The following is a 23,797-nucleotide window of genomic DNA, read 5'->3' as shown; positions in this document are numbered from 1 at the left end:
ATGCTAGAAATTTGTTCTTTAGAATTCAAAAATGGCTCCTACATAAATCCTTCTGGGTAAGGTATAGAAATCCGGGTTTAAAAGTGCCCAGTTGTATGAATTTTCAAAGAAAGGTAAGTATTGGGAACCATAGGTGTTGGTCACATTTCTCCTTTCATTGGCACCTCTCTCAGAAGTCAAATAACCGTCATCCGATGCACTTCCGGATCCCCGGTAAACTCCGATAATATTGCGGGTATCCAACAGGTTTTGAATCCGGAGATAGACGTTTAGATTTAACGGGTGTTTCGCTCCTGGTTTGGTCAGTGCAATGTATTTATCAGCGCGAAGATCAATGTTAAAATTCCATGGAAGTCTTGCACCGTTGATGTTACCTTTGAATCCCGCACCATCAAACCTTACTATAGATAGACCTTGTGAATAGGGTCTGCCTGATGCAGCAATCATTAGAATATTCAAACCGGTATTGGCCAACAAATCCAATCCACCTATTCTGGGACCATTGTAAAGTTTGCCAGAACCGTATCTGTAATCTGCGTTAAATGAAAATCTGTGTCTTTCATCATAGTTGAATGGAAAAATGTTTCGGATATTAATACCTCTGCCGGTTAATCCCTCCTGAGATCTTGCATCTGAGCCGGTACCATCGGCAAATTGCAGGGTATAGGCTGCATTAAACTGAAAATTGTTGACTCTCCTTAAATCATAGGTGAAGTTAAATCCTTTTACAGTACCAAAATCCAGGTTTCTGAAGGTATTGTATTGACCAATGGTAGCCACTTTGGTGAGCGTAGTGATTTGGATCATATCTCTGAGTTCATTGTAATAGGCAGAGAATATAATCGAAGAAGAGTTGGTGATTTTTTGCTGGAAGCCTACTTCATAATCGACTTTTCTCGATGGTCTTAAGTTGCTGTTTGCGCTAGGCGTCCGTCCGTTGATATCCCAATATAAAAATTGCAATGGAGAAACGATGTTTTCTCCGGTTGGCCTTTGTACAACTATGTCATAGTGTGCAAAGAAATTGGCCGCATCAGAAATTGGAAATGAAAACGCAATTCTTGGCATCCAATTGATTTGAGGTTTGTAGTCCTCAAAAGATTGATCCGGGTTAAAAAATTTACCCCTGATACTTCTTAAGGTATCTTCGGGTTGTATATAAGCAGGTGCAACCAGGTTGTTATCACCAAATATGGCAAGTGAATTGTTAGCAGCTGTACCATTGGCAAAAAACCATTGATCCCCATTGCGATAAGCTTTCACTTGGGTTGAACCAGCTCCCACCAGATAAACTTTATAATCATCTCCAATGGTTGATGGTTTGGCTGTACCTACATTTTGGTGAAAAGTGCCTGCACCCTGAATACCATATAAACTATAAGGATCACTCAGTACTTTTGTATTGGCATCGTAGTAATCCACCCTACCTCCAACTCTGAAAATAATGTCCTTGTAAGTAAATTTATCTTGCAAATAACCTGCCACATAAATCGGTGAAAAAGGAGCGACCTGATACCTTCGTTGCGCAACTCCATTGATGGTATCCACTTTAAAAAAATCGTCAAATTTTACACCCGGGCTGGTCTTATTGCCCAAATAATCATATCCGTAAAAACCCATAATGGACTGATCCGTCAGTTCTCTCATCGTAAACATATCAAGACTCAGATCAGATGGTTTAAACCGATCGATATCGGCATATAGATGAGCAGATTCCGTAGAATCCATTCCAGGATATTGCAAAGATCGGATCGATCTATAAAATCTGCGCTCATCCGGATCTGTAATCAAGGTCTGGAAGTAAGGCAAATAAAGTGGATTTCCTTGGGCATCAATGATGGTATCGTAACCAATGATGTTGTTGCTATCAACGCCGGTGATGTGGTCATTCTGATAGAGTCTTCCCAAACGCCATAAGTCAAAGGGTTCGATGGAATAGTTGCTGTTGATACTTTGCTCAAATAAAATACCAAATTGGATATTGTGTCTTCCTTTTTTTGATCCACCCGGAATAAAGTCAAATCCTGAAGTAATTTGGGCTGTATAAATGTTGTTATCAAATTTATTAAACCGGTTGTATACGCTTCCTACGTTGGTATGAATGCCGGACCAAACATCAGAAAAGGCACTACTGATATTGCTGTTAAAAGCTCTGTATGCCTGAATATTGCCAAGGTCTGCTTGCGGGATCAAATTGTAGTTGTTAAATGCCGGATTGACGGTACCATTCTCATATCCAACCACTTGGTCAATATAACCCACATGGAGTAAATCTTCATTTCTAACCCTTAACCATTCTCTAGTAAATTGAGCCACATGACCATGATTAAAAAGATTGTCGGTATGGCGAATATCCCGGTCTCCACCATTTCTATTTTCATAACCTAGCTGAATCGTGTAATAAGGGTTTTGAATGACCGACAATTTTTTGGGGTTTTGATCCTGATTGGCCAAAGCTTCCGGAGAAAGATCAACAAGTTTGCCCAATCGATGTCTGAATCTTAAATTTCCACGCAATACCCTTCTATCCTGAACAGGATTGTTGACCCAATTGAGCAATCGCCATGAGCCCCCTCCAATGGTTTCATTGGTTCCCGGAACAAAACGATCCTCAACATTGGAATAGGTTCCGGAAATGGTCAAATCAATGTTCTGATTGGGTTTGACGTCAATTTTTCCGGAAACGTCATAAGCAATGTTTTGGTCGTTTTTGTTAAATTTAGAGAATTCAACATCTTCGCCTTCTTTCAAGAAAAGACCGTTGACTACAGGAATCCCATTCAACGGGATCACTGGATTGGCAGTCAGTCTGGCAATGGTGGATTCTTTTGCAAAATAATCTCCGAAGGCCGGTGGATCATCGTCTTTTAATTCTGTGTACTGGCCCGAAAGTCTGAATCCTACGAGAGTTCTATTATTATGACGGATTATTGGGCCACTGACGTTTCCACTGATAAATGTATATCCATAAGGATCCAGATAATTGGATGTTTCTGCTTCCAATGAACCTCCAAATTTGGAAGAAGGTCCTTTTGTAACCAGTGAAATAATTCCTCCGGTAGCGTCTCCATACTGAGGCTCAAGACCACCTTTAATGACCGTCACTTGTTCAATATCCACAGCTGAAGGAGCACGACCTGTTATCCTGACTCCGTCCAAAAAATAAACGGTTCCATCTGTACGGGCTCCCCTGATGGAAATATCTCCACCGTCAACACTAGAAATACCGGATACAGTGGAAGCTATTGCATTTATGTTTCTGGTACCCAAAGTTTTAATGTCCTCTGCAGTAATGGTTTGGTCACTCGAAGTTTTGTCAATTTCAACAATGGGTTTTTTATATTCTTTGATCTCTATGGCTTCCAGCTGAATGCCCGAAGAAATTGAAAAATTGAGTTTGGTCACCTTTCCACCGGTGACGCGAACATTTTCGAAACGCTGTGAATTTCCGTAAAAACTGACCTCCACATTGTAATTGCCCGGATCCACAATAATGCTGTAGTTTCCATCAAAATCCGTTACAGCCCCGGTATATAAATCCTTCCCTTTAAACACTTTGACAGGAGCATTAATAAGCGGTTCTCCATTGTCCTTATCCGTGACAGTTCCTTCGATTTTAGTCTGTGCCATGATTCCAGCACTGAAGCATGCTGTGATACAAAAAATGAAAAATGATTTCAAATTCATGTTTCTAAATGTTGGTTTACAATTATAAAAAAGCCTGCAATGTTAAGTAAAACCTAAAAATTGACATAAAAGCATTTAAAAATTAAAGAATTTATTCAAAATTTATACATTAAAATTTTTATAATTTAACGAGTTTTCTATTTCATTTACAGTTCTTTACACTATGGGTTTTTACTTTAATATGATTTAAAAATTATTATCAAAAATTTATCTTTTCAACACCAGTTTACCAATTAAATCTTAGTGAATTGTTAAAAGAAAAGCCTTTTAATAACGGCATAGCCCCTAAAGCGCTGCCTTATTGGATTCTATTTTGAAAATTTAACATTTGGACCACCCCCTTTCTGAATTAATCTGGCCATTTGGATAGGACAGCTTCCGCGATTCTTCTTTTGGATTCATATGTCCAGCCAGCAATATGAGGTGTCACGATCACATTCGGAAGTTGAAACAATTTGTCATAAATGGCAAGCTCTTCTGAATGGTAATCAGCCGGCCGCTCATTTTCAAGTACATCCAATGCAGCCCCTATTATTTTTCCATCCAGTAGTCCTTCCAGTAAGTGTTTTGTCTGGATGATGGCTCCACGAGAGGTATTAATCAAATAGAATGCTTGATTCATGGAATCAATAAACGTCTTGTTGATGAGATGCCTTGTTTCTTCATGCAGATTGACATGAAGGCTGATAAGATCACAATCCATCAAATCTCCCAGTTGCCCAACCTGTTGAACATAAAAATATTCTGGTCCGATTTCGACATAGGGATCAAATACTTTAATTTGATTATTAAAGGGTTGGAGTAGTTTTGCGGTTTCTTTGCCCGTGTGGCCAAATCCAATGAATCCGATTTTAAGTGAGGCCAATTCTGTTCCTCTGTTCTCTTCGCGAATCCATTGTCTCTTCTGGACTTCCGCATGTGCTTTTGGAATGCTTCTCAAAAGTCCAAGGATCAATCCAAGGCAGTGTTCAGCGACAGCGTGGCTGTTTGCTTCCGGTGTATTAAAAAAATGGATGATTCTCTCTGAGAGAAGCTGAGTGTCAATGGTATCCATTCCGGATCCCAATCTTGCTATGCATTCTAAACGAAGGGCAGTTTCTAAAAAAGCAAGGTCCACCTTCATTTTGGTATTTACCACCAATCCTTCATAATCCCGAACGATCATTTTGGCTTGATCTAGTGATATATCTGGTTGATAATCAACTATATGACCTTTTAATCGTAAACCCTCCAGAAGTACCGGGTGAACATCGTCTGTGATTAGAATTTTCATTCAGGCCATGGTTTTTAATTCAAAATAAGCCTGATCTCGTCTCTATCTATTGAGGGCTGTCTCCGCCAGTCGGAGGAAGCACATCGGTCGGGGGAGCTTCTACCGTTGCACCAGTAATCAATGCAGCAAAAATGCAGAGAATAAACAGGATGGCCGCAAGATACCAGGTCAATTTTTCAATAAAATCTGCTGATCTGGCAGCACCAAACATTTGGTTGGCACTTTGACCTCCAAAAGTTGAATCAACTCCTCCTCCTTTTGGATTTTGGATCAAAACAACTCCGATTAATAAAAGACAATCCAGAGCGATTAAAATGGTTACCAGCGTTAGCATGGATTAAATTTTTAGTTTTTCAATATGGGCGGCAAAGATACTTGTTTTTTCAGGATTCTTACGGATCAATTTTTCGTACATTTTTATCGCTTTGGCCTTATGACCTTGAGAAACCAAAAGTGCAGCCAATGTTTCGGATGCAATTTCATTCTTAAGTTCCTGACTTTTCTTTGTCTTTAATAGGATTGAATCCCCTGTTTGGTCCTTTTTTGTCTTTTTCTTTGGTTTTGACTCCTCTGGTGTAACTTTCCAACTATTACCCTGATCGATGTATTCCAACCATGAATAAAAATCTGGGGCTTGACTCAGTCTTCTTAACTTTTTAGAGGCTTTTGGGGCTTGGGCAGTTTCAACGACAAGAGGCAATTTAGGGGCCTTTGTTTTAAACTTTTTATCGCTTTTCTGCTTCTTTCCATTGTAGGAACGGTTAGGAGTATCTTTCTTTGTACCTATCGGTTTATCTTTCTTCGTACCTATCGGTTTATCTTTCTTTGCAATTTTCTCAATCTTACTTTTTTCTACTTTAACCAAAGATTTCTTGGTTTGCTTCGTCTTGCCTTTTTGTCCATCCACTTTTATATTAAGACCTTCATCAGAACCTACATTTAATTCAACTTGATTTTGAGGTAGATTGGGTAGCTCCTCCTCGACTACCGGCGGATCGGATAATTTAGTTTCCTGAATGGATTCTTGGATGTTCTTTTGATTGAATTCATCATTCTCATCAGATGTCATTTCATCGCTTTCTAATATTTCGACAAAGGGTGTGACAGAGGCTTTTTTGTTCCAGGATTTGGACAATAGAAAAGCTTTGTTTTCACCATGTAACAAATCTGAAGTCCTTAAAACATCATTGTAAACATTTGAAATAAATGCCTCTGCCAATGGAAATTTTGATTTTTCCAAATCATAGTCCTGAATTGGGGATTGGTTTTTATCTTCTGAATTCATGATTTTAATTTATCTCATTAAATTGACTATTTGACATTTTACCAATTGGTAAATGCCTTGTTAAAAATATCCTCCAGAATTAATTTGTTGATATTATTGAGTAAACGAATTTGTTCGGATGAAAAATCAAGACCTGCATCAAAATCTTCAAACCTTGAAAAAGTTTGCTCAAAAGTTTGCTTTTGATTTTTATGGTTGGTCATTTTTACTTTAAATCCTACGGTCAGTCTATTCAGAGCGGCAAAAGTCCCTGCCTGTGGGGCTTGTGGAGAAATATTGAATTGGGTGAGTTGAATGTCAAATTGTAAATCCGGTTCATTTTGTCGAAGCAACAATCTGGTCTCACGTCTTATTTTATTGGAGAGTGCTTCTTGAAAATCGTTGGTATATCCCGGAGGAGCATTACCTGAAAGATCTGTGATCGGAGCTACATTAAAAAAGGAAACATCAGGATCAATGCTTGTACCTTTGAAAGAATAACACGACACCAAAGCAAAAACCAGGTACAGCAGCTTCTTCATATGTCAATATTAAATTGCTTTATTTTTCGGTAAAGGGTCCTTTCAGAAATTCCCAATTCATCTGATGCCTCTTTTCTTTTGCCATTAAATTTTTTAAGCGCTTTGACAATCATTTCTTTTTCCATGTCATGAAGAGAAAAGTGCTCTTCCACGACTTCAACCGCGTCATATTCTTCCTTACCATTGGTAAAAATCACCGGCTTTTCGACAGCAGGAACCTCGTGTCCTGACTTTGGCCAGGCAGAACCAACATGTCCAGCGGGATAAACAGGCGTGTGCATCAAGTTAAAGTCTTGCTCTACGGATTGTGGCATGGTCAAGTCATTTGCCTGAACCAGACTCACAAACATATTTTTCAACTGATTCAAATCCTGTTTCATATCAAACAAAAGTTTGTACAAGATTTCTCTTTCGTAAAATCCGGATTGCTCGTTTACAGGATCCGGACCAAGGGCTGGCAGATTGGTTTGATTGATATCCAAAACGATTCTTCTCAGATCATTTGGTGTAATGAGCTTTCGGTCTGATAAGACTGAAAGTTGTTCTACTGAGTTTCTCAGTTCTCTGATATTACCTGGCCAGCTATAGGATTCTATCATTGCCGCAGATTCGTCATCCAATTCAATGGGACTTGTCCGGTATTTTTCAGCAAAATCCTGAGCAAATTTTCTAAAAAGAATGAGTATGTCTTCCCTCCTTTCTTTTAATGAAGGAACTTTAATAGGAACGGTATTGAGCCTGTAATACAAATCCTCTCTGAATTTTCCCCGTTTGACTTTTTCCAGTAAATTGACATTGGTGGCTGCAATAACCCTTACATTGGTTTTTAATACTTTCGAAGATCCAACTCGAATGAATTCACCAGATTCAAGAATTCTCAACAAAAAAGATTGAGTGTCTTGTGGCATTTCACCAATTTCATCCAGAAAAATAGTGCCTCCATCGACCGTTTCAAAATATCCCTTTCTGTCAGAACTTGCTCCGGTGAAAGAACCTTTTTCATGTCCAAACAATTCGGAGTTAATTGTTCCGGCAGGGATTGCTCCGCAATTGACCGCGATAAACTGATTGTGTTTCCTTGGGCTTAAGTGGTGGATTACTTTTGAAAAAACTTCCTTGCCCGAGCCACTTTCACCTGTGATCAAAACAGTCAAATCAGTTCCTGCCACACGAATAGCGGTCTCAAGGGCCTGATGCAATTTTTCAGACTTGCCATAAATGCCAAAGCGCTGCTTAATATTTTGTACGTTTTCCAACTTGTTATTATCGTTTATTGCACAATCCTTCCGGTCAAGGTAGCACTTGACGCTGCTTCTATCAAGACATTGACATAATCACCGGGAACCAACGAATCCAATTTTGGAAATACCACCATTTTATTTTGGGTGGTCCGCCCCTTGAACATTTGATCAGACCGCTTGCTATCTCCTTCGATCAATACCTCATAGGTCTTTCCAATATCCCTCAGATTGTTTTGATAACTCATTTGATTCTGAAGTCGAATAATCTCGTTGAGTCTTTCTTTTTTCACTAGATCAGGTACATCATCCTTCAGCTTTCTTGCAGCAGGAGTGCCCGGTCTTTCGGAATAATGAAACATGTATGACATGCTGTAATCAGCAAACAACATCATGGACAAGGTCTCCTTATGATCTTCCTCCTTTTCGGTACAAAATCCTGTGATAATATCGGATGAAATGGCGCAGTTTGGAATATAACGGCGGATGGCTTCCACTCTTTCCATATACCAGGATCGATCATAGGTTCTGTTCATTAGCTCAAGAATTCTGCTGCTGCCTGACTGAACCGGAAGATGAATATACTTGCAAATATTGTGATGTGATGCAATCGTCTTTAAAACTTCATCGGTGATGTCTTTGGGATGGGAGGTTGAAAACCTCACACGTAATAATGGATTTACTTCAGCCACCATTTTTAATAAGTCAGAGAATTTGACCCATTCAGTGGTTTCCGGGTTTTGCCATTTGTAGGAATCAACATTCTGTCCCAAAAGAGTCAGCTCCCTGTATCCTTCGTTAAATAAATCTCTGGCCTCTGCGACTATGCTGTATGGATCCCTGCTCCTTTCCCTCCCGCGGGTATAGGGTACCACACAAAATGAACACATGTTGTCGCATCCCCTCATGATAGAAATAAAGGCACTAACTCCATTGGAATCCAATCTCAATGGTGCGATATCTGCGTAAGTTTCTTCTCTTGAGAGAAATACATTCACTCCCTTCTCCCCTTCCTCAGCCTTGTGAATTAAGCTCGGCAGATCTCTGTAAGCATCCGGGCCAACAACAATATCCACCAGTTTTTCTTCTTCGAGAAACTTACTCTTCAGTCGCTCAGCCATACAGCCCAGCACCCCAATCATAAGTTCTTTGTTGTTTTTTTTGTGAGCAGCGATCTCCCTGAGTCTTTTCCGCACCGTCTCTTCAGCCTTCTCCCGGATAGAACATGTATTAATAAAAACGAAATCTGCCTCTGCAATATTTCTGGTAGAATGATATCCTTCATCCGAAAGCACAGAAGCAACGATTTCAGAATCACTGAAATTCATTTGACATCCATAACTTTCTATATAAAAATACTTGTTTGAAGCCATTCCTGGTCGATCCAAAGATAGCGCCTCGCCCTGCCGACTTTCGTCCATCTGGGTATGAGATTCGTGTGAGATTTGAAAATTCATTTTTAACCTACGGCTGTAAAAAAGGGAGACAAAGATATAAATTAAATTGCAAAATGACAAAATGTCAGTGTTTTTAATAAACGTTATGTGTTGATTAACTGCTATTTACAAAATATAATGAGAATTTAATGGATTACGAGAAAGAACCGAATGGCACCTTTGTTTGATCTCATTTTGGGATAAAATTTGGTGATAGCCATTTTTGGATTATTTTTGTAATCAGAATGAATGCAGCGCTGTCCAACCATATCTTTATTTTAAATAGCTGTATATCACATTTTTACATTAATATCTAATTATCTATGTCAGATCCGGAGGATCCTCATTTGGATTTTAACAACACTGAAATTGCATTTTCTTACAAATCTAATCGTGAATTGCGGAAAACCTGGTGGTTATTCAGGTTTATGAATAACCCCAACCTGGTTAAAATTGGCACCCTGATGGGTAATCTATGTGCAAAACTACCCTTTGGATTGGGTGATCCTTTCATTAAATGGACCATTTTTGAGCAATTCTGTGGGGGGACAAACCTATTTGAATGTGAAAAGGTCATTGATAAATTAAGCTTCAGAGATGCGTTGACCATTTTGGATTACGGGGTAGAGGCCAAAGAAAGAGATGAAGATTTTGAGCGCACCCTCAATGAAAACCTGAAAGCAGTTGAATTTGCGTATGCCCACTCCCATGTTCCTGTGATCAGTACTAAGATTACAGGTTATGTTCCAATGAAAGTATTGGAAAAAATGCAATCTGGCGATCAATTGTCCGATTTTGAAGAAGTCCAGATTCGAAGACTCAACCAGAGAATGGATTCTCTTTGCAAAAAAGCCTTTGAACTAGGAGTTTCTGTTTTCATTGATGCAGAAGAAAGTTGGATTCAAAAACCAATCGATGAACTGGCAATGCGTTTAATGGCGCAGTACAATAGAAAAAAACCCATTATTTATCAAACTTTTCAGCTGTATCGACAGGGTCAGCTGGAATTTCTTCACCAGTGTTATGAGCTTGCAAAATCTTCTGATTTTATTTTGGGGGCTAAAATAGTGCGTGGTGCATATATGGAGAAAGAGCGCAAAAGAGCTTCAGATTTATCTTATCCTGATCCGATCCACCCCACCAAAGAAGCAACAGACCTTGCATACAATGAAGCGGTTAAATTTTGTGTAAACCATTATGAGAGAATCAGCATGTGCAATTCAAGTCATAATTGGGAAAGCAATATGTTGCAAACTAAATTAATGCAGGAGGCAGGAATAGCAAAAGACCACCCGCATCTCAATTTTTGCCAATTGTATGGAATGAGCGACAACCTCACATTTAATCTTTCTTCAGCAGGATACAATGCCGCCAAATATCTTCCCTATGGACCGACCCGCGAAGTCGTACCATACCTTACGCGAAGAGCACAAGAAAATACAAGTGTGACCGGAGATATGGGAAGGGAATTGAAATTATTAAATATGGAAATGAGAAGACGTGGATTGTTGAAATAAGACCCTTCAACTTGCACCTATTTTTATTTTCAAGCCACGCGACAGATGATCCATACTCGAGGTATTGTATTCAGGTGTGTCAGATACAGGGAATCAAGTTTGATTTTAGATGTACTCACCGAAACCCATGGATTGCTTTCATTTATTATGAATGGCGTTTTTAAAAAAACCGACCAAAGACTGGCATCTGTTTTGTCATCCGGAAATCTGATCCAATTGGTGGCTTATTACAGCGAACAAAAATCATTGCATAGAATCAAGGAAGTACAATTCAGTTATATTTACCAAAACATCCCGCAAGACATTAAAAAATCTGCGATGATCCTATTTATGACTGAGTTGTGTGCCAAATGCATCAAAGAATCTCAACGCAATACTGAATTATACCAATACATCCAACGGTGTTATATGCTCGTTGACAAACAGGATCCCATAGATCCAGGTTTTCATTTAAAATTTATGTTGGGATTGACCAGTTTTCTGGGATTTTACCCGTCAGAAAGGAATGGTCCGAATCAGATTTACTTTGATCTTTTAAATGGTATTTTTGTGGAGGAAAATGTGGCTTCAATTCAGGTATTGGATGAGGAAGAAAGCAGCTTATTGAATCACTTTATTCGAAGTAAAAGTCAAACCGAACCTATCGAAACTTCTTTGTTAAATTCCTCTCAAAGAAAAACCATTTTGGATATCCTAACCAGATACTACAGCCTCCACATTGAGCATTTTGGACCGATGCAATCTCCAATTGTTTATAGAAATATATTTGGTTAATACATCTTTATGTCTTCAGCAGTCGATTGATCAGCTCTGCTATTCTAATGACTTTTTGCTCTTCATTTTTTGCAGAATATATCCAATCAGAATATTTCTTCCTTTCTTCCAATTTTAGATGACTAAATCTTTTGCTGGCTTCAAAATCATCTTTTAGCAAGTTCAATAATTCTTCAGGAACTTCTTTTGGCAAAGGATCTTCATACAATATGACATGGATGCTGTCACCTTCTTTTTTATCAATTGTTTTTCTAATTTGGGCTTTGACAGGCAGAAAAAGTTGTCCGTTTCCCATTGGCATTAAATGATAACCATTAAACTCAAAACCATCGATTGATCCTTTCACTCTCCTCCAGCCAAAGGGCGCATGTGCATCAGGTAATATTTCCGGAATCTCGGCGTAAGTCCAGCCGCCTTTACCGGCAATTTTCTTCAATACAACGGTCCTATTTATCAATGGCTTCATGTAGGTAATTCCAATGAATTGATCTCACTTGCATATTGTCCATTTATAACTCTGGTTCTTTTGCAAGAAAATTTTGTTTTAGTCTGTAGTAGTACTTAAGCCGACTGTAATATGCAACCATGGATCTTGCGATCGATTCATTTCTTAGTCCTTCGTCGTAATTGCGAAGATCTTTGGCAATGCTGTTCTCATCTTCAGTTATTCTCCTTTCAATTTGGGATTTCAATTTATTCAAATATTCAGAATCACCTGTTTGGACCGCTGTTTCTACTTCTTCATTCAGCTCCATCATTTCAAGCAAAAACTCTGCATCCTCCTGAACTATATACAAATCCAACCAACCTTCGAGTTGCAAGATGTGCAACAATCTTTTTTCAGGATGAATTAATGAAGCATAAGCCAGGTTGTGAAAAGCGATTTGTCTGTTTATCTCTTCTTCTGTTGTAATGGAATCAGCCGATAGATCGGGATGCAACATTCGACTTATTTCATAAAATTTTTTTCTGAGTGAATCCAGATCTAAATAATATTTTCTTTCAAATCCAAAATGATGGTAAAAATCCATTCCCATTATTTTCCAAAAGCCCTGAAAACATCCAGTCCGTTGGCATACAGCAATAATGACATCAAAAGAATAAAACCTACCAAGGTAGCTTTCTCCACAATTTTGTCAGGAACCTTTCTCCCCGTAACTACTTCTATCAATAAAAATACCACATAACCCCCATCCAATCCAGGAATGGGCAACAAATTCATAAATCCCAGAATAATCGACAAAATTGCGGTCATCCACCAAAAAGCTGACCAATCCCAGGTTGTTTTAAACAACTTGGCGATGGTGGCAAAACCCCCTAATGAATCACTGGCATCAATATTACCCGCAAACATTTGGCGAAAGCCCTTTAGTTGATTCACCAACAAATCAACTCCGGTATCCACACCTTTTGGCAAGGATTCGAGCAAGCCAAACATTTCCTTCTGGGTTTTGACAAATTTCGAAGGACTGGCCGGATAAATCCCCAATTTACCTTTTTCATCTGTTTCAGCCATCAATCGCATGGTGTCATTGCTCCTCATTAATGTGATTTGAATCGAAGAGTTTGGATTCTTGGCTTTCATTCGCCTCAAAAACTCATGAGCGTATTGCGCATTTTCCTCATCGATCATCAATATTCTATCTCCTTTATTTATTCCTGCTTTTTGTGCGGCGCTGTTGGGAACAATGCTATCGACCTCAGTAGGAACCCGGATCCCCCAGATTTCCTTGTTCTTCATATCTTGATTAGCAAGTTGAGATCGCAGCTCTTGCGGCACATCGATGATGACCATCTCTCCATCTCTCTTTACCTTTACTTTACTGCCTTCATCCAATAACAAGGACATTATTAAATTCCTGCGGTCAAAACGATCTACTGTTTTATCTCCGATTTGAACAATGTGATCTCCATCACGGAAACCCATCTCATATCCGGTACTGTCAACAGAAATGCCGTATTTCATTTCTTCAATTGGCAAATATTCAGTTCCGTTTTTCCACAGCAACATGGCGAATATGAAGAAGCCCAACATAAAATTGACGAACACCCCACCGACCATAATAATCAATCGTTGCCAGGATGGTTTGGACCTAAATTCCCATGGCTCTGGCTCTTTCTTGAGTTGTTCAAGGTCCATGCTCTCGTCCACCATTCCAGAAATTTTTACATAACCGCCCAACGGGAGCCAACCAACCCCGTATTCGGTATCCCCTATTTTCTTTTTGATCAGGCTGAACCAGGGATCAAAGAATAAATAAAATTTTTCAACCCTGGTTTTAAACCATCTTGCAGGAAAAAAATGGCCGCATTCGTGCAATACCACCAAAATGGTGAGACTCAACAAAAACTGGCTAATCATGATCACTGTGCCCATTCTCTATAAATTGTTGGTGAGAGAACGAAAATAGGGCTTTTTTGTTTCAATTCTTAAGTCCTGTCACAGCCTTAAAAGATTGTTACCTTTGCCCTAAAGTCAATCAGTTGCATCTTTTTAGAGGACATAGGATCGGCAATGACAGGTTTTGTCTTTCGGAAGAGGAAGGGCATCACTGTATCAAGGTGACCCGACATAAACCTGGAGATGAAATATTGGTGACAGACTTCAAAGGAGAAATTTGGAGGGCGGTTTTGATCGCTGAAAATCCAAAAAATGCCCTTTGCAATTTAAATGGAGTCTATAAAACTGAAATCCAAAACGCTGGACGGATTTGCATCGCCATTAGTCTGACACAACAAAGTGATCGCTTTGAATGGTTTTTGGAAAAAGCGGTTGAAACAGGTGCAAATGATATCTATCCATTGGTTTGCCAAAGAACCGAAAATAAAAAGGAAAAAAGCGAAAGATGGAATAAGGTGATGTTGGCAGCTGCCAAGCAAACACTAAGGGCCTTTCTTCCAGAAATCCACCCTCTGCAAAGTTTAAATGATTTTATTCAAACAAATAAAATCCGCCAGCGTTTTATTTGCCATTGTGAAACGGGAACTGAAGGATTTTTAGGAGATTCCTATGATCCCGGTCAGGATGTGGTTGTCTTAATTGGTCCTGAAGGTGATTTCAGCTCCAAAGAAATTTCAGATGGAATTTCTATGGGGTTCCAAGCGAAAGATCTTGGTCCTTTGCGTCTGAGGACTGAAACTGCAGGAATTGTGTGTTGTGTGATTTTACAAACGGTTAAAAATTTAGCATGAACAAGTTGTTTCTTTTTCTTTTAATATTGTTTTTCTCTTTCAAAACGGATCATTCTGCTCCTGCTATAAAGTTGGGTTTATTGAAATACAGCGGAGGGGGAGATTGGTATTCCAATCCAACTGCGTTGATCAATTTATCCCGCTTTTGCAACAAAGAACTAAAAACCAATCTTGATCCAAATTTTGGGACTGTGGAAGTGGGTAGCGCAGAAATTTTTAATTACCCCTTTATTCACATGACTGGTCATGGCAATGTGGTCTTCAGTGATCTCGATGCACAAAATCTCAGAAATTATTTGTTGGCGGGTGGCTTTTTGCACATTGATGACAATTATGGGATGGATCCATTTGTTAGGCCGGCTATGAAGAAAGTTTTTCCGGAATTGGATTTCATAGAATTGCCCTTTAGCCATCCTATTTATAAACAAAAATTTGAATTTAGAAATGGCCTTCCAAAAATTCACAAACACGATGATAAACCAGCTCAGGGATACGGACTTATCTGGCAGGGCCGACTGGTGTGCTTCTACAGTTATGAATGCGATTTAAGTGATGGTTGGGAAGATCGTGAAGTCCACAAAGATCCTGAGGAAATACGAATTCAGGCTTTAAAAATGGGAGCCAATCTCATCCAGTTTGCTTTTACAAATTAGAAATACTGCTCTGAAAAATTGAAGCTAGATTGCCAGAAGATAAAAATTTTGAGGAATGAGTCTTATAAAAAGGACAAAGAAGACTGGCTCATGCTTTTAATATTAATGGTTTGAGTGGTGATAACAATCCACTTGCCTTCTTTCATTTCATAAAGTTGTATTTGATAAATCCCGGGATAAGGGTATTTAAACTGAATTCTTGGTTGTACCAATCTTTGCCGGATACCATTTCCAAAATCAATCATATATCTTGACTCATTGGAAAATTGTATAAAATAAAAACTAAGTGATTCTCCTACCCTCAAATTACCCTGAATCTGGATTCTGTCCTGTTCCAAGCTCGCTTTTGAATCCAACAAAGGTCTCTTTTGAATTTCATTGAATGAAGCATTGTCCTGAGTGAAATTTTCCTGCTGTCCGTTAGAATAGGAATCTCTGATTGAACCACCCAAAATAAGGTAACTTCCCACCAGACCAATCAGAGTGATGAGAATGGCGAGGAACAAATCTTTTGTTCTTTCAGTAATTCCTTTCCATGGGATGGAAAAATAAAATCCTATGTTTCGTTCGATCATAATCGGAAATACAATGGGTGGGCAAAAGTAGGTCAATATAATGAAAAAATGTAATATATTCTTTTATATTTTAATGTTATATATATTAAATTAAAATGTAATATTAATTTTCCGGCCCATGAGCTGTCTGCCTTCCAATCACAGGGTGATTCCGGAATATTCCTCTATCTTTGGCCTTTCGTTTTGACATGGTTATGGATATTTTGAGACAACTGCTTGATTTTCTATTGCACATTGACGCCCATTTGATTGAATTGACAAGTCAATATGGCGTCTATATATACCTGATTTTATTCTTGATCTTGTTTTCTGAAACCGGCCTGGTAGTTGCTGCAATCCTTCCCGGTGATAGTTTGCTCTTTGCGGCAGGCGCCTTATCTTCAAGCGGAAATTTAAATATTTGGGTAGTGATGGGATGCTGTATCGTTGGAGCCATTTTAGGCAATACTGTTAATTTCTACATTGGTCGTTGGCTGGGTCCCCGAATCTTTGAAGAAGACAGCCGGTTGTTTAAAAAAGACTATTTGATCAGAACCCAGAAATTTTATGACAAACACGGTGGAAAAGCTTTAATCATTGGTAGGTTCCTTCCACTCATCCGTACCTTTGTTCCTTTGGTAGCCGGTGTTGGAAATATGGCTTCCAGCAAATTTTCTTATTACAATATATTGGGTGCTTTCTTGTGGATACCTCCTTTGTGCGGTCTTGGTTATTTGTTTGGAAATATTCCTTTTGTCAAAAATAACTTTTCACTGGTTATCCTGCTCATAATTTTTATTAGTGCCCTGCCTCTCTTTCTTACCATCTTAAACAGAAAATCATTTTTCAAGAAAATTAAATTTTAGAAGTGTAAAACGCATAAATGTCTGAAGAAATAAAGCATTCGTTGAGACCAAATTTAAAATTCATTTTTGGTTTTATTTTCCTGGTTCTGACTGTAGTTTGTTTGAATTCATTCCTGCATCTTGGAATTCATTCTTCGATACTTACCACCATGCGTTGGCTGGGCTTGTTGGCTTGTATCTTGTTTGGGGTTTACCACCAAAAATTAACGAGCTGGATCTTCATTGGAATGCTTATCGGCGCAGAAATTGGATATACATTTCCTTTCATTGGCACAGAACTCAATGTGCTGAGTAAAATATTTATCAAATTAATTAAATCGGTCATTGCACCACTTTTGTTTGGAACCCTGGTGGTGGGAATTGCCGGTCATTCCAACATGAGACAGGTCGGAAGATTGGGTTGGAAATCTTTGCTATACTTTGAAATCGTTACCACGGTGGCTTTGGCCGTAGGACTAATCGCCATCAACATAAGTAAAGCCGGAGTTGGCATTGTCAACACCGGTATTCAGGAGGAGCTGCCGCCCGTTGCAAAACCCCAATCCTGGAAAGATTTAATCCTTCATATTTTTCCTGAGAATTTTATCAAATCCATTGCAGAGGGTCAGGTCCTACAAATAGTTGTTTTTTGTCTTCTCTTTGCCATTTCAATGTTGATGGTGACACGAGAGGCCAGGAGACCATTTTTGCATTTTGCAGAAGGACTTTCACAAATCATGTTCAAATTCACAGAGATCATCATGTATTTTGCACCTTTTGCAGTAGGAGGGGCCATTGCTTATACCATCGCAAATCTCGGCATTGATGTAATGAAAAATTTACTGATGTTGTTGGTGACCCTTTACTTAGCTTTGTTCGCTTTTATACTGTTGGTTTTTGTGCCAATCATGGTATTCATGAAAATCCCCTTCAAACGATTTATTAAATATTGTACCGAACCCGTAACCATTGCATTTGGCACTGCCAGCAGTGAAGCTGCACTGCCAGCTGCCATGGAAAACATGGAAAAATTTGGTGTCAAACGAGAAGTCGTCGCTTTTGTATTACCCACCGGATTGAGTTTTAATCTCGATGGCACAACCCTCTACCTCGCCTTGGCGGCTGTATTTGTTGCACAGGCAGCTGGTATCGATCTCAGCATTGGCCAACAAATCATTATGCTTCTGACCTTGATGCTGACCAGCAAAGGAGTTGCTGGAGTAGCCCGTGCATCCCTGGTTATTTTGGCTGCCACAGCAAGTTCATTTGGTCTTCCCGAATGGCCTATTGCAGCCATTCTTGGCATTGATGCCCTCATGGATATGGCCCGTACAGCGGTCAATACCCTGGGAAATTGTTTGGCCACTGTTGTCATTGGAAAATGGGAAAACCAGATTGAATATCCGAAAGAAGAAATCTAAGCTTTCATTATGCCATGAAATTTTGACGCAAAGTCATAATTTTTAAAAACATTCGAATTGGGAGCCTAATCCAGCATAAAGGCAAAAGCCATAGAGAGAAATTCATGGGGCACCAAAGTAATATTTCATTACGAACGAATTTTAGCTTAAAGCTTTTTTGATAGCCATTTTGGGGCCTCATAAAATTCTAAAGACAATACTGAGTATTTTAATCCTTTGACAACGATCGTAGGTGTCATCACTGCAATAAAATCCCGGCGACTGCTTACCTTTGCAAAATATAAAAATTCACCCAATTGTCCACTGGTCGCAAAATAGCTTTTCATACCCTCGGTTGTAAACTCAATTTTTCTGAAACTTCAGGAATTGGTCAACAATTTAAATCGGCTGGATACGAAGAAGTAGATTTTGATCAGGAAGCAGACATTTATGTCATCAATACCTGCAGTGTGACGGAGCTGGCAGATAAAAAATGTCGGAAATCAGTAAGGCAGGCCGTCAAAAATAATCCCGATGCCAAAGTGATTGTGATGGGTTGTTACGCCCAATTAAAACCCCAAGAGATTGCAAGCATCCCCGGTGTAGATCTGGTTCTTGGTGCATCTGAGAAATTTAATCTGATGGAGCATCTGCAAAAATTGGATCAAACCAACAACTTGAGCAGGGTGATCATGGGTGGAATCTCAGAGGTCAATCATTTTGTACCCTCTTACTCCATTGAAGACAGGACAAGAACTTTTTTAAAAGTGCAGGATGGATGTGATTACAAATGCAGTTTTTGCACCATCCCATTGGCAAGAGGAAGATCCAGATCGGGAGAAATAAATGAATTGCTCAGGATCACTGAAGAAATTGCTGCAAAAGGAGTCAAGGAGATCGTCCTGACCGGAGTGAATCTAGGAGATTTTGGAAATGGGACAGAAGTCATCGAAGGACAAAAACCAAAAAAAAATGAACTATTTATTGATCTGGCCAGGGCTTTGGATCATATGGATGTCATTCCCAGATTTCGCATTTCCTCCATTGAGCCCAATTTGTGTACCCAAGATCTGATTGATTTTGTAGCAGATTCAAAGCATTTTATGCCGCATTTTCACATGCCGCTTCAATCTGGAGACAATGAAATTCTGTCTTTAATGAAAAGAAGATACAAAAGGGAATTGTATGCGGACAAAGTGCTTAAAATTAAATCCGCCATGCCCCATGCTTGCATTGGAGCTGATGTCATCATCGGATTCCCTGGAGAAACAGAGACTCATTTTCAAAACACTTTGGAATTTTTACATCAACTTGAACTGAGCTACCTTCATGTATTTACATATTCAGAAAGGATAAATACACCTGCAATTGGTTATTCTGATTCAGTACCAATGTCGGTTCGTGCAGAAAGATCAATAATTCTTCGTAACTTATCCGAAAAGAAAAAGAATTATTTCTATTCTCAATTTATTGGTACAAAACAAAAAGTGCTGATCGAAAGAAACCCTAAACATGCGGCACCTTCCCATGGCGGTTTTACAGAAAATTATCTCAGGGTACTTCTAAATTCATCCGACGAAAACTTGATCAATCAAATTCTGACGGTAAAGATAAAAGACTTTTCTTCCAATGGAGATTTACTTGCAGAGATAGAAAATTGAATCAATTAAGTTTGAAGTCAATTGAACTCCACATTTCTGATCTGAATTTTAAATTGAAAAGAATAATCTTTCTCGCATCACCGGATTCCCTCCAGTTTTTTCTCCAGGCTTAATCCAAACAATGCAAAATCATACTTGCAGGGATCAGAAGGATCCATTTCTGCACAGCGATCAGTCAGTTCGCAAACCGCCTTCCAATCCAAATTTTTTCTTGTCAGTAGGCGCAGGGCTCTGGCTGTCCGCTCTACATGTAAGTCGAGCGGTAAATGCAACATAGAAGGCTGAATTTGTCGCCATAAGCCAAAATCCACACCTCTGTCATCTTTCCTCACCATCCATCGCAGAAACATCAATAAGCGTTTGCACCTAGAACCGGTGGATGGGTCAGAAATATGTTTTTTGGTTCGATTTGAAACAATAGGTCGGTTGAAAAAATTCAACTTAAAATGCATCAAAGCTTTCTCCAAATATCTGCCACCCTTCTCAGGAAACTGAACCAGAAATGCTGATTCAAGACTGTCATTTTGCCCATACCAGAATTGCAGAAAATCCATAAAGTACAAACTGTCAGTATATTGAAAAGTCCTGTGAACAAAATGCTCAAATCTCCTTCTGTCCATTTCTCGGTGCTCCATAATAAATTGATGGGGTTGCTGATCCATCAGTTCGCACAACTTTCGGCCACTTTGGATGATCGACTTCCTGTTTCCCCACGAAAGAATGCATGTCCAAAATGCCATAATCTCAATGTCCTGGCTTTTTACAAAACGATGTGGTATAGAAATGGGATCTGTTTCAATAAAATCCTTTCGATTGTACTTATCAACATATTCGTTCAGTAAATTCTGTATATCTTTATTGCTCCAAGTAAACATCGATGGATTAAATACCAAATCAGATGAAATGTTCGTTAAAACCTAAAAAATGATTTCTTTCGATTGGGACAGAATAAGAGAATTGTGGTGGAAGTCTATTTCAAGGTTTCCTCTATCCTATCTGTTTAGCATTCTGACTGCAATTAGTCTGCTCATTTTGATCAGAGATGCCAGCAATCGTGTAGAGTGGATCAGAATTTTTAGTAGCAGCATCCTTTTTTATCCTGTTTCAATAGCTGTTCAGCTCTGGATTGAATCTGGAAAGATTTCAAAATTGAACAAAATCTTTATTCACATTGCTGTTCTTGGATTGGCTTCTGTTTGGTATTTCTTCTCTCCTGATCATGATGTGAATTCATTCAGATATCTGTTTATTCTACTCATCATTTCCTCTCATTGCTCAGTGCTTGTCTTGCCATTCCTAAATCAAAAAAGTGAATCGGGATTTTGGGTATTCAATCAGGAATTGTTGATGTCCTGGATTCTGGGATTGTGTTATGGCTTGATCATAGCGCTGGGCATTGAAGCTGCTGTGGTGGCCATTGAATATCTTTTCGATGTCAGATGGTACAGCGAAATTTACCTGGATGTATTTGTTGTAATGTTTGCGGTATTTAGCACTTCTTATTTCAGCAGCAACATTCCCGATTCTTTGGTGCAATCTATTGAAGACTTTGACTACAAGAAAACCTATCAGGTTTTTATTAAATTTATTCTAATACCTCTGGTCATTCTCTATTTTTTAATCCTTTATGCTTACGGGCTCAAAATCCTTTTTCAATGGGAGCTTCCAAAGGGCTGGTTGGGTAGTTTGTGTCTTGGTTTTTCATCCCTTGGAATATTGGTGTATCTTTTAAGTCATCGAATGCCTGAATGGGATGGAGCTGCATTAATTCGAAACTATAAAAAATATTTTATATCATCTTTGATTCCTGTTGTCATTCTATTGGGAATTTCCATCGGTGTCAGAATATTGGAATACGGTCTGACAGAGCAGCGCTATTTGGTTTTACTATTCACTCTTTGGACTTCATCATTGTTGGTGTATCATTTGATTTTGGGAAAATCAGACTTGCGTTATTATCCTTTGACCATTATGATCATCAGCGTGTTGGCATCATTCGGGCCACTGGGTATTCACAAAGTTTCTCTTCAAAGTCAGACAAAGCAGTTGACCCATTTTTGTGAATTTAATCAACTGATTGAAAATGGATTTTGGAAACCCTCCAATCATCTTTCCGAAAAGGATTACAATCGACTCGCCAACCTTCTGAATTATCTAAACGATAAGAATGCGCTCGATCCGTGGATTGATAAAATATCCGACAGCGTGGCAAGAAAAGAAATTTTAGCTGCTGATCGTTTTATGCAAATACAAAAGATGCTCGAGTTTATAAGCCCAGTCAGAAACCCAGGAGACAATACCACTGAATATTTACAGTATTTTCCACCTTCTGACAAGAACTTCGAGGTATCTTTTGATCAATGGGAAATAGCGGATATTCAATGCGATCCCTGGTATAATTATGAAGGGAAAAAATCCCTTCAATCGTTTTTCATTTCTGAAAACGAAGAAGACCTCATTTATGTCTCCAGATCAGGTGAAACCATTAAGCTACATATAATAGATAGTTTAAAAGCGAAGCATGCTGGATTCAAATCCTACAATATTTCCTCTCAAACAGATCTTGAAAAAGGGGTCAATTTTTACTACACTTTGGAAGGAATTTCTGTGATTTTAATACCCAGAACTTATTCCATTGAGAAATTTGGAGATACTTATAAAATCAAACAATTTGGTCTTTGGAAAATTCAAATAATTACTCAAAATTAACATGGGAGCAATGGCTGTACTTCAACCTATACTGTTTCAATTTGTCTTCTTTGTTTATTGATGTCGGAAAAGCTTGACATTGTAATATAAAAAAATAAATTTAGCATGAAGCAAAAACCATTATTAATTTTCATACTTGGGCTCTCTACACTTTTGTTTTTTGCCTATGTGGTTCCTTTTGATTCGATATTTGATCCACTGCCACAGAAAATTCACCCCATCAAAATTGTAAAAAACATTCATTTTGCAGGGGAGGCAATTCCCACCCATCAGGCTGATATAAAGGAAAGAATGGAACGCGAACTTTTGCTCAACAGTTATCAGCACTCTTCAATGATTCTTCATTTGAAGTTGTCAACAAGATATTTTCCAATCATCGAGAAAATATTAAAAGAAGAAGGAGTGCCAGAAGATTTTAAGTACCTCGCCATTGCAGAAAGTTCTTTCAGATACAGTACTTCTCCGGCAGGAGCCCGCGGAATATGGCAATTTAGAGAAGCCGCTGCTACTGAATTTAATTTAGAGGTCAACGAATATGTAGATGAGAGAAATCACTTCGAGAAGTCCACCCGAGCTGCTGCAATCTATCTAAAAAAACTCAAAGAGAAATTTGGATCTTGGACCTTGGCTGCTGCTGCCTACAACATGGGGCCTACTGCTCTTCAAAGGAGCATTGAGGAGCAAAAGGAAAATCGTTTTTTTGATATGAATTTGGGTGAAGAAACCAATCGTTACCTTTTTAGAATCATTGCGTTCAGAGAAATTATTAGCCAACCTGAAAAATACGGATACTATCTCGATCCAGAAGATTACTACTCACCTTTGGAAGTAAGTGATAAAATTGTTGTGGATACTTCCATTGACAATCTTGCTGATTTTGCCCATCAGCATCAAATCACATATCGCCAATTAAAACTATACAACCCCTGGCTGATGAAAGCCAACCTTCCCAACAAAAACAAAAAAAGCTACGAAATTCTAATTCCAAAATAATGGGATGGAAATCAACCAGATGGTAGATTTTATCTATTTTTGAGGCTTCAGAAAACTAA

The 23,797-nt window shown here is 38.8% G+C and carries 21 protein-coding genes; 9 read left to right on the top strand and 12 right to left on the bottom strand.

The features are described 5' to 3' along the window. Positions 1–18 precede the first annotated feature (18 nt). The 7 genes from IPM48_06210 to miaB all read right to left on the bottom strand — a co-directional run bounded on the left by IPM48_06210 (position 19) and on the right by miaB (position 9,461). On the bottom strand, positions 19–3,630 hold the full coding sequence (locus IPM48_06210; GenBank protein MBK9271171.1) for a TonB-dependent receptor: 3,612 nt from the start codon (positions 3,628–3,630) through the stop codon (positions 19–21). Between the two features lie 406 nt (positions 3,631–4,036). After that, positions 4,037–4,960: a phosphoglycerate dehydrogenase gene (locus tag IPM48_06205; protein ID MBK9271170.1), complete on the bottom strand. Its 924-nt coding sequence runs from the start codon at positions 4,958–4,960 to the stop codon at positions 4,037–4,039. A gap of 46 nt (positions 4,961–5,006) precedes the next feature. Continuing rightward, positions 5,007–5,294: a preprotein translocase subunit SecG gene (gene secG, locus IPM48_06200; GenBank protein ID MBK9271169.1), complete on the bottom strand. Its 288-nt coding sequence runs from the start codon at positions 5,292–5,294 to the stop codon at positions 5,007–5,009. A 3-nt stretch (positions 5,295–5,297) separates the two neighbouring features. Further along, positions 5,298–6,245 (bottom strand): hypothetical protein, encoded by a 948-nt coding sequence (locus tag IPM48_06195; GenBank protein ID MBK9271168.1) that lies wholly within the window; start codon positions 6,243–6,245, stop codon positions 5,298–5,300. 38 nt (positions 6,246–6,283) lie between these two features. Beyond that, positions 6,284–6,766, bottom strand: a complete 483-nt coding sequence (locus IPM48_06190; protein MBK9271167.1) for a hypothetical protein — start codon at positions 6,764–6,766, stop codon at positions 6,284–6,286. Beyond that, positions 6,763–8,022 carry a sigma-54-dependent Fis family transcriptional regulator gene (locus tag IPM48_06185; GenBank protein MBK9271166.1) on the bottom strand — a complete coding sequence of 420 codons (1,260 nt, stop codon included), beginning with the start codon at positions 8,020–8,022 and terminating at the stop codon, positions 6,763–6,765. Before IPM48_06185 ends, IPM48_06190 begins: the two co-directional genes overlap by 4 nt. 14 nt (positions 8,023–8,036) lie before the next feature. Next, positions 8,037–9,461: a tRNA (N6-isopentenyl adenosine(37)-C2)-methylthiotransferase MiaB gene (miaB, locus tag IPM48_06180; GenBank protein MBK9271165.1), complete on the bottom strand. Its 1,425-nt coding sequence runs from the start codon at positions 9,459–9,461 to the stop codon at positions 8,037–8,039. Between the two features lie 302 nt (positions 9,462–9,763). Between miaB and IPM48_06175 the strand changes: the two genes are divergently transcribed. Both IPM48_06175 and recO read left to right on the top strand, forming a co-directional pair. Beyond that, a complete protein-coding gene (locus IPM48_06175) occupies positions 9,764–10,957 on the top strand; it encodes a proline dehydrogenase family protein (GenBank protein ID MBK9271164.1) in 1,194 nt (397 codons plus the stop codon). Positions 10,958–11,002: 45 nt separating this feature from the next. Continuing rightward, positions 11,003–11,731, top strand: a complete 729-nt coding sequence (gene recO, locus IPM48_06170; GenBank protein MBK9271163.1) for a DNA repair protein RecO — start codon at positions 11,003–11,005, stop codon at positions 11,729–11,731. A 7-nt stretch (positions 11,732–11,738) separates the two neighbouring features. On the opposite strand, the gene IPM48_06165 is transcribed toward recO, so the two are convergent. From IPM48_06165 to rseP, 3 genes are read right to left on the bottom strand one after another with little or no spacing between them, the layout of a single operon-like run. Next, entirely contained in the window at positions 11,739–12,197 is a 459-nt protein-coding gene (locus IPM48_06165) for a DUF1905 domain-containing protein (protein MBK9271162.1), read from the bottom strand. Positions 12,198–12,240: 43 nt separating this feature from the next. Beyond that, the gene (gene hscB, locus IPM48_06160; protein ID MBK9271161.1) at positions 12,241–12,762 is read right to left on the bottom strand and encodes a Fe-S protein assembly co-chaperone HscB; all 522 of its coding nucleotides are present in this window, start codon (positions 12,760–12,762) and stop codon (positions 12,241–12,243) included. Between the two features lie 5 nt (positions 12,763–12,767). Further along, entirely contained in the window at positions 12,768–14,108 is a 1,341-nt protein-coding gene (rseP, locus tag IPM48_06155; protein ID MBK9271160.1) for an RIP metalloprotease RseP, read from the bottom strand. A 41-nt stretch (positions 14,109–14,149) separates the two neighbouring features. On the opposite strand from rseP, the gene IPM48_06150 reads away from it, so the two are divergent. Then, positions 14,150–14,923: a 16S rRNA (uracil(1498)-N(3))-methyltransferase gene (locus IPM48_06150; protein MBK9271159.1), complete on the top strand. Its 774-nt coding sequence runs from the start codon at positions 14,150–14,152 to the stop codon at positions 14,921–14,923. Beyond that, entirely contained in the window at positions 14,920–15,576 is a 657-nt protein-coding gene (locus IPM48_06145; protein MBK9271158.1) for a DUF4159 domain-containing protein, read from the top strand. The genes IPM48_06150 and IPM48_06145 overlap by 4 nt, the downstream gene beginning before the upstream one ends. Before the next feature lie 62 nt (positions 15,577–15,638). On the opposite strand, the gene IPM48_06140 is transcribed toward IPM48_06145, so the two are convergent. Beyond that, positions 15,639–16,151, bottom strand: coding sequence for a hypothetical protein (locus IPM48_06140; GenBank protein MBK9271157.1), 513 nt, complete (start codon positions 16,149–16,151; stop codon positions 15,639–15,641). A 194-nt stretch (positions 16,152–16,345) separates the two neighbouring features. Between IPM48_06140 and IPM48_06135 the strand changes: the two genes are divergently transcribed. The 3 genes from IPM48_06135 (at position 16,346) to mtaB (ending at position 20,036) form a co-directional block, all read left to right on the top strand. Further along, positions 16,346–16,996, top strand: a complete 651-nt coding sequence (locus IPM48_06135; GenBank protein MBK9271156.1) for a DedA family protein — start codon at positions 16,346–16,348, stop codon at positions 16,994–16,996. Positions 16,997–17,013: 17 nt separating this feature from the next. Further along, complete coding sequence (locus IPM48_06130; GenBank protein ID MBK9271155.1) at positions 17,014–18,396, top strand: cation:dicarboxylase symporter family transporter; 1,383 nt, start codon at positions 17,014–17,016, stop codon at positions 18,394–18,396. 296 nt (positions 18,397–18,692) lie between these two features. After that, on the top strand, positions 18,693–20,036 hold the full coding sequence (gene mtaB / locus IPM48_06125; GenBank protein ID MBK9271154.1) for a tRNA (N(6)-L-threonylcarbamoyladenosine(37)-C(2))-methylthiotransferase MtaB: 1,344 nt from the start codon (positions 18,693–18,695) through the stop codon (positions 20,034–20,036). 77 nt (positions 20,037–20,113) lie between these two features. On the opposite strand, the gene IPM48_06120 is transcribed toward mtaB, so the two are convergent. Continuing rightward, a complete protein-coding gene (locus IPM48_06120; GenBank protein MBK9271153.1) occupies positions 20,114–20,911 on the bottom strand; it encodes a TIGR02757 family protein in 798 nt (265 codons plus the stop codon). Positions 20,912–20,960: 49 nt separating this feature from the next. On the opposite strand from IPM48_06120, the gene IPM48_06115 reads away from it, so the two are divergent. Both IPM48_06115 and IPM48_06110 read left to right on the top strand, forming a co-directional pair. Then, positions 20,961–22,745 carry a DUF4153 domain-containing protein gene (locus IPM48_06115; protein ID MBK9271152.1) on the top strand — a complete coding sequence of 595 codons (1,785 nt, stop codon included), beginning with the start codon at positions 20,961–20,963 and terminating at the stop codon, positions 22,743–22,745. A 105-nt stretch (positions 22,746–22,850) separates the two neighbouring features. Beyond that, positions 22,851–23,738 (top strand): lytic transglycosylase domain-containing protein, encoded by an 888-nt coding sequence (locus tag IPM48_06110; protein MBK9271151.1) that lies wholly within the window; start codon positions 22,851–22,853, stop codon positions 23,736–23,738. The last annotated feature ends 59 nt before the right edge of the window (positions 23,739–23,797 follow it).

The organism is Saprospiraceae bacterium (genome assembly GCA_016715965.1).
Taxonomy (GTDB): domain Bacteria; phylum Bacteroidota; class Bacteroidia; order Chitinophagales; family Saprospiraceae; genus Vicinibacter.
The sequence above is the reverse complement of the archived record's forward strand: the minus strand, read 5'-3'. Positions and strand labels throughout refer to the sequence as shown.

What these genes read in the sequence shown, in the direction of transcription:
- IPM48_06195 (MBK9271168.1), bottom strand. Translation starts at nt 6,245, where the DNA reads ATGAATTCAGAAGATAAAAACCAATCCCCAATTCAGGACTATGATTTG.
- IPM48_06205 (MBK9271170.1), bottom strand. Translation starts at nt 4,960, where the DNA reads ATGAAAATTCTAATCACAGACGATGTTCACCCGGTACTTCTGGAGGGT.
- IPM48_06165 (MBK9271162.1), bottom strand. Translation starts at nt 12,197, where the DNA reads ATGAAGCCATTGATAAATAGGACCGTTGTATTGAAGAAAATTGCCGGT.
- IPM48_06145 (MBK9271158.1), top strand. Translation starts at nt 14,920, where the DNA reads ATGAACAAGTTGTTTCTTTTTCTTTTAATATTGTTTTTCTCTTTCAAA.
- miaB (MBK9271165.1), bottom strand. Translation starts at nt 9,461, where the DNA reads ATGAATTTTCAAATCTCACACGAATCTCATACCCAGATGGACGAAAGT.
- IPM48_06210 (MBK9271171.1), bottom strand. Translation starts at nt 3,630, where the DNA reads ATGGCACAGACTAAAATCGAAGGAACTGTCACGGATAAGGACAATGGA.
- IPM48_06175 (MBK9271164.1), top strand. Translation starts at nt 9,764, where the DNA reads ATGTCAGATCCGGAGGATCCTCATTTGGATTTTAACAACACTGAAATT.
- IPM48_06190 (MBK9271167.1), bottom strand. Translation starts at nt 6,766, where the DNA reads ATGAAGAAGCTGCTGTACCTGGTTTTTGCTTTGGTGTCGTGTTATTCT.
- hscB (MBK9271161.1), bottom strand. Translation starts at nt 12,762, where the DNA reads ATGGATTTTTACCATCATTTTGGATTTGAAAGAAAATATTATTTAGAT.
- IPM48_06135 (MBK9271156.1), top strand. Translation starts at nt 16,346, where the DNA reads ATGGATATTTTGAGACAACTGCTTGATTTTCTATTGCACATTGACGCC.
- rseP (MBK9271160.1), bottom strand. Translation starts at nt 14,108, where the DNA reads ATGGGCACAGTGATCATGATTAGCCAGTTTTTGTTGAGTCTCACCATT.
- IPM48_06120 (MBK9271153.1), bottom strand. Translation starts at nt 20,911, where the DNA reads ATGTTTACTTGGAGCAATAAAGATATACAGAATTTACTGAACGAATAT.
- recO (MBK9271163.1), top strand. Translation starts at nt 11,003, where the DNA reads ATGATCCATACTCGAGGTATTGTATTCAGGTGTGTCAGATACAGGGAA.
- secG (MBK9271169.1), bottom strand. Translation starts at nt 5,294, where the DNA reads ATGCTAACGCTGGTAACCATTTTAATCGCTCTGGATTGTCTTTTATTA.
- IPM48_06140 (MBK9271157.1), bottom strand. Translation starts at nt 16,151, where the DNA reads ATGATCGAACGAAACATAGGATTTTATTTTTCCATCCCATGGAAAGGA.
- IPM48_06115 (MBK9271152.1), top strand. Translation starts at nt 20,961, where the DNA reads ATGATTTCTTTCGATTGGGACAGAATAAGAGAATTGTGGTGGAAGTCT.
- IPM48_06130 (MBK9271155.1), top strand. Translation starts at nt 17,014, where the DNA reads ATGTCTGAAGAAATAAAGCATTCGTTGAGACCAAATTTAAAATTCATT.
- IPM48_06110 (MBK9271151.1), top strand. Translation starts at nt 22,851, where the DNA reads ATGAAGCAAAAACCATTATTAATTTTCATACTTGGGCTCTCTACACTT.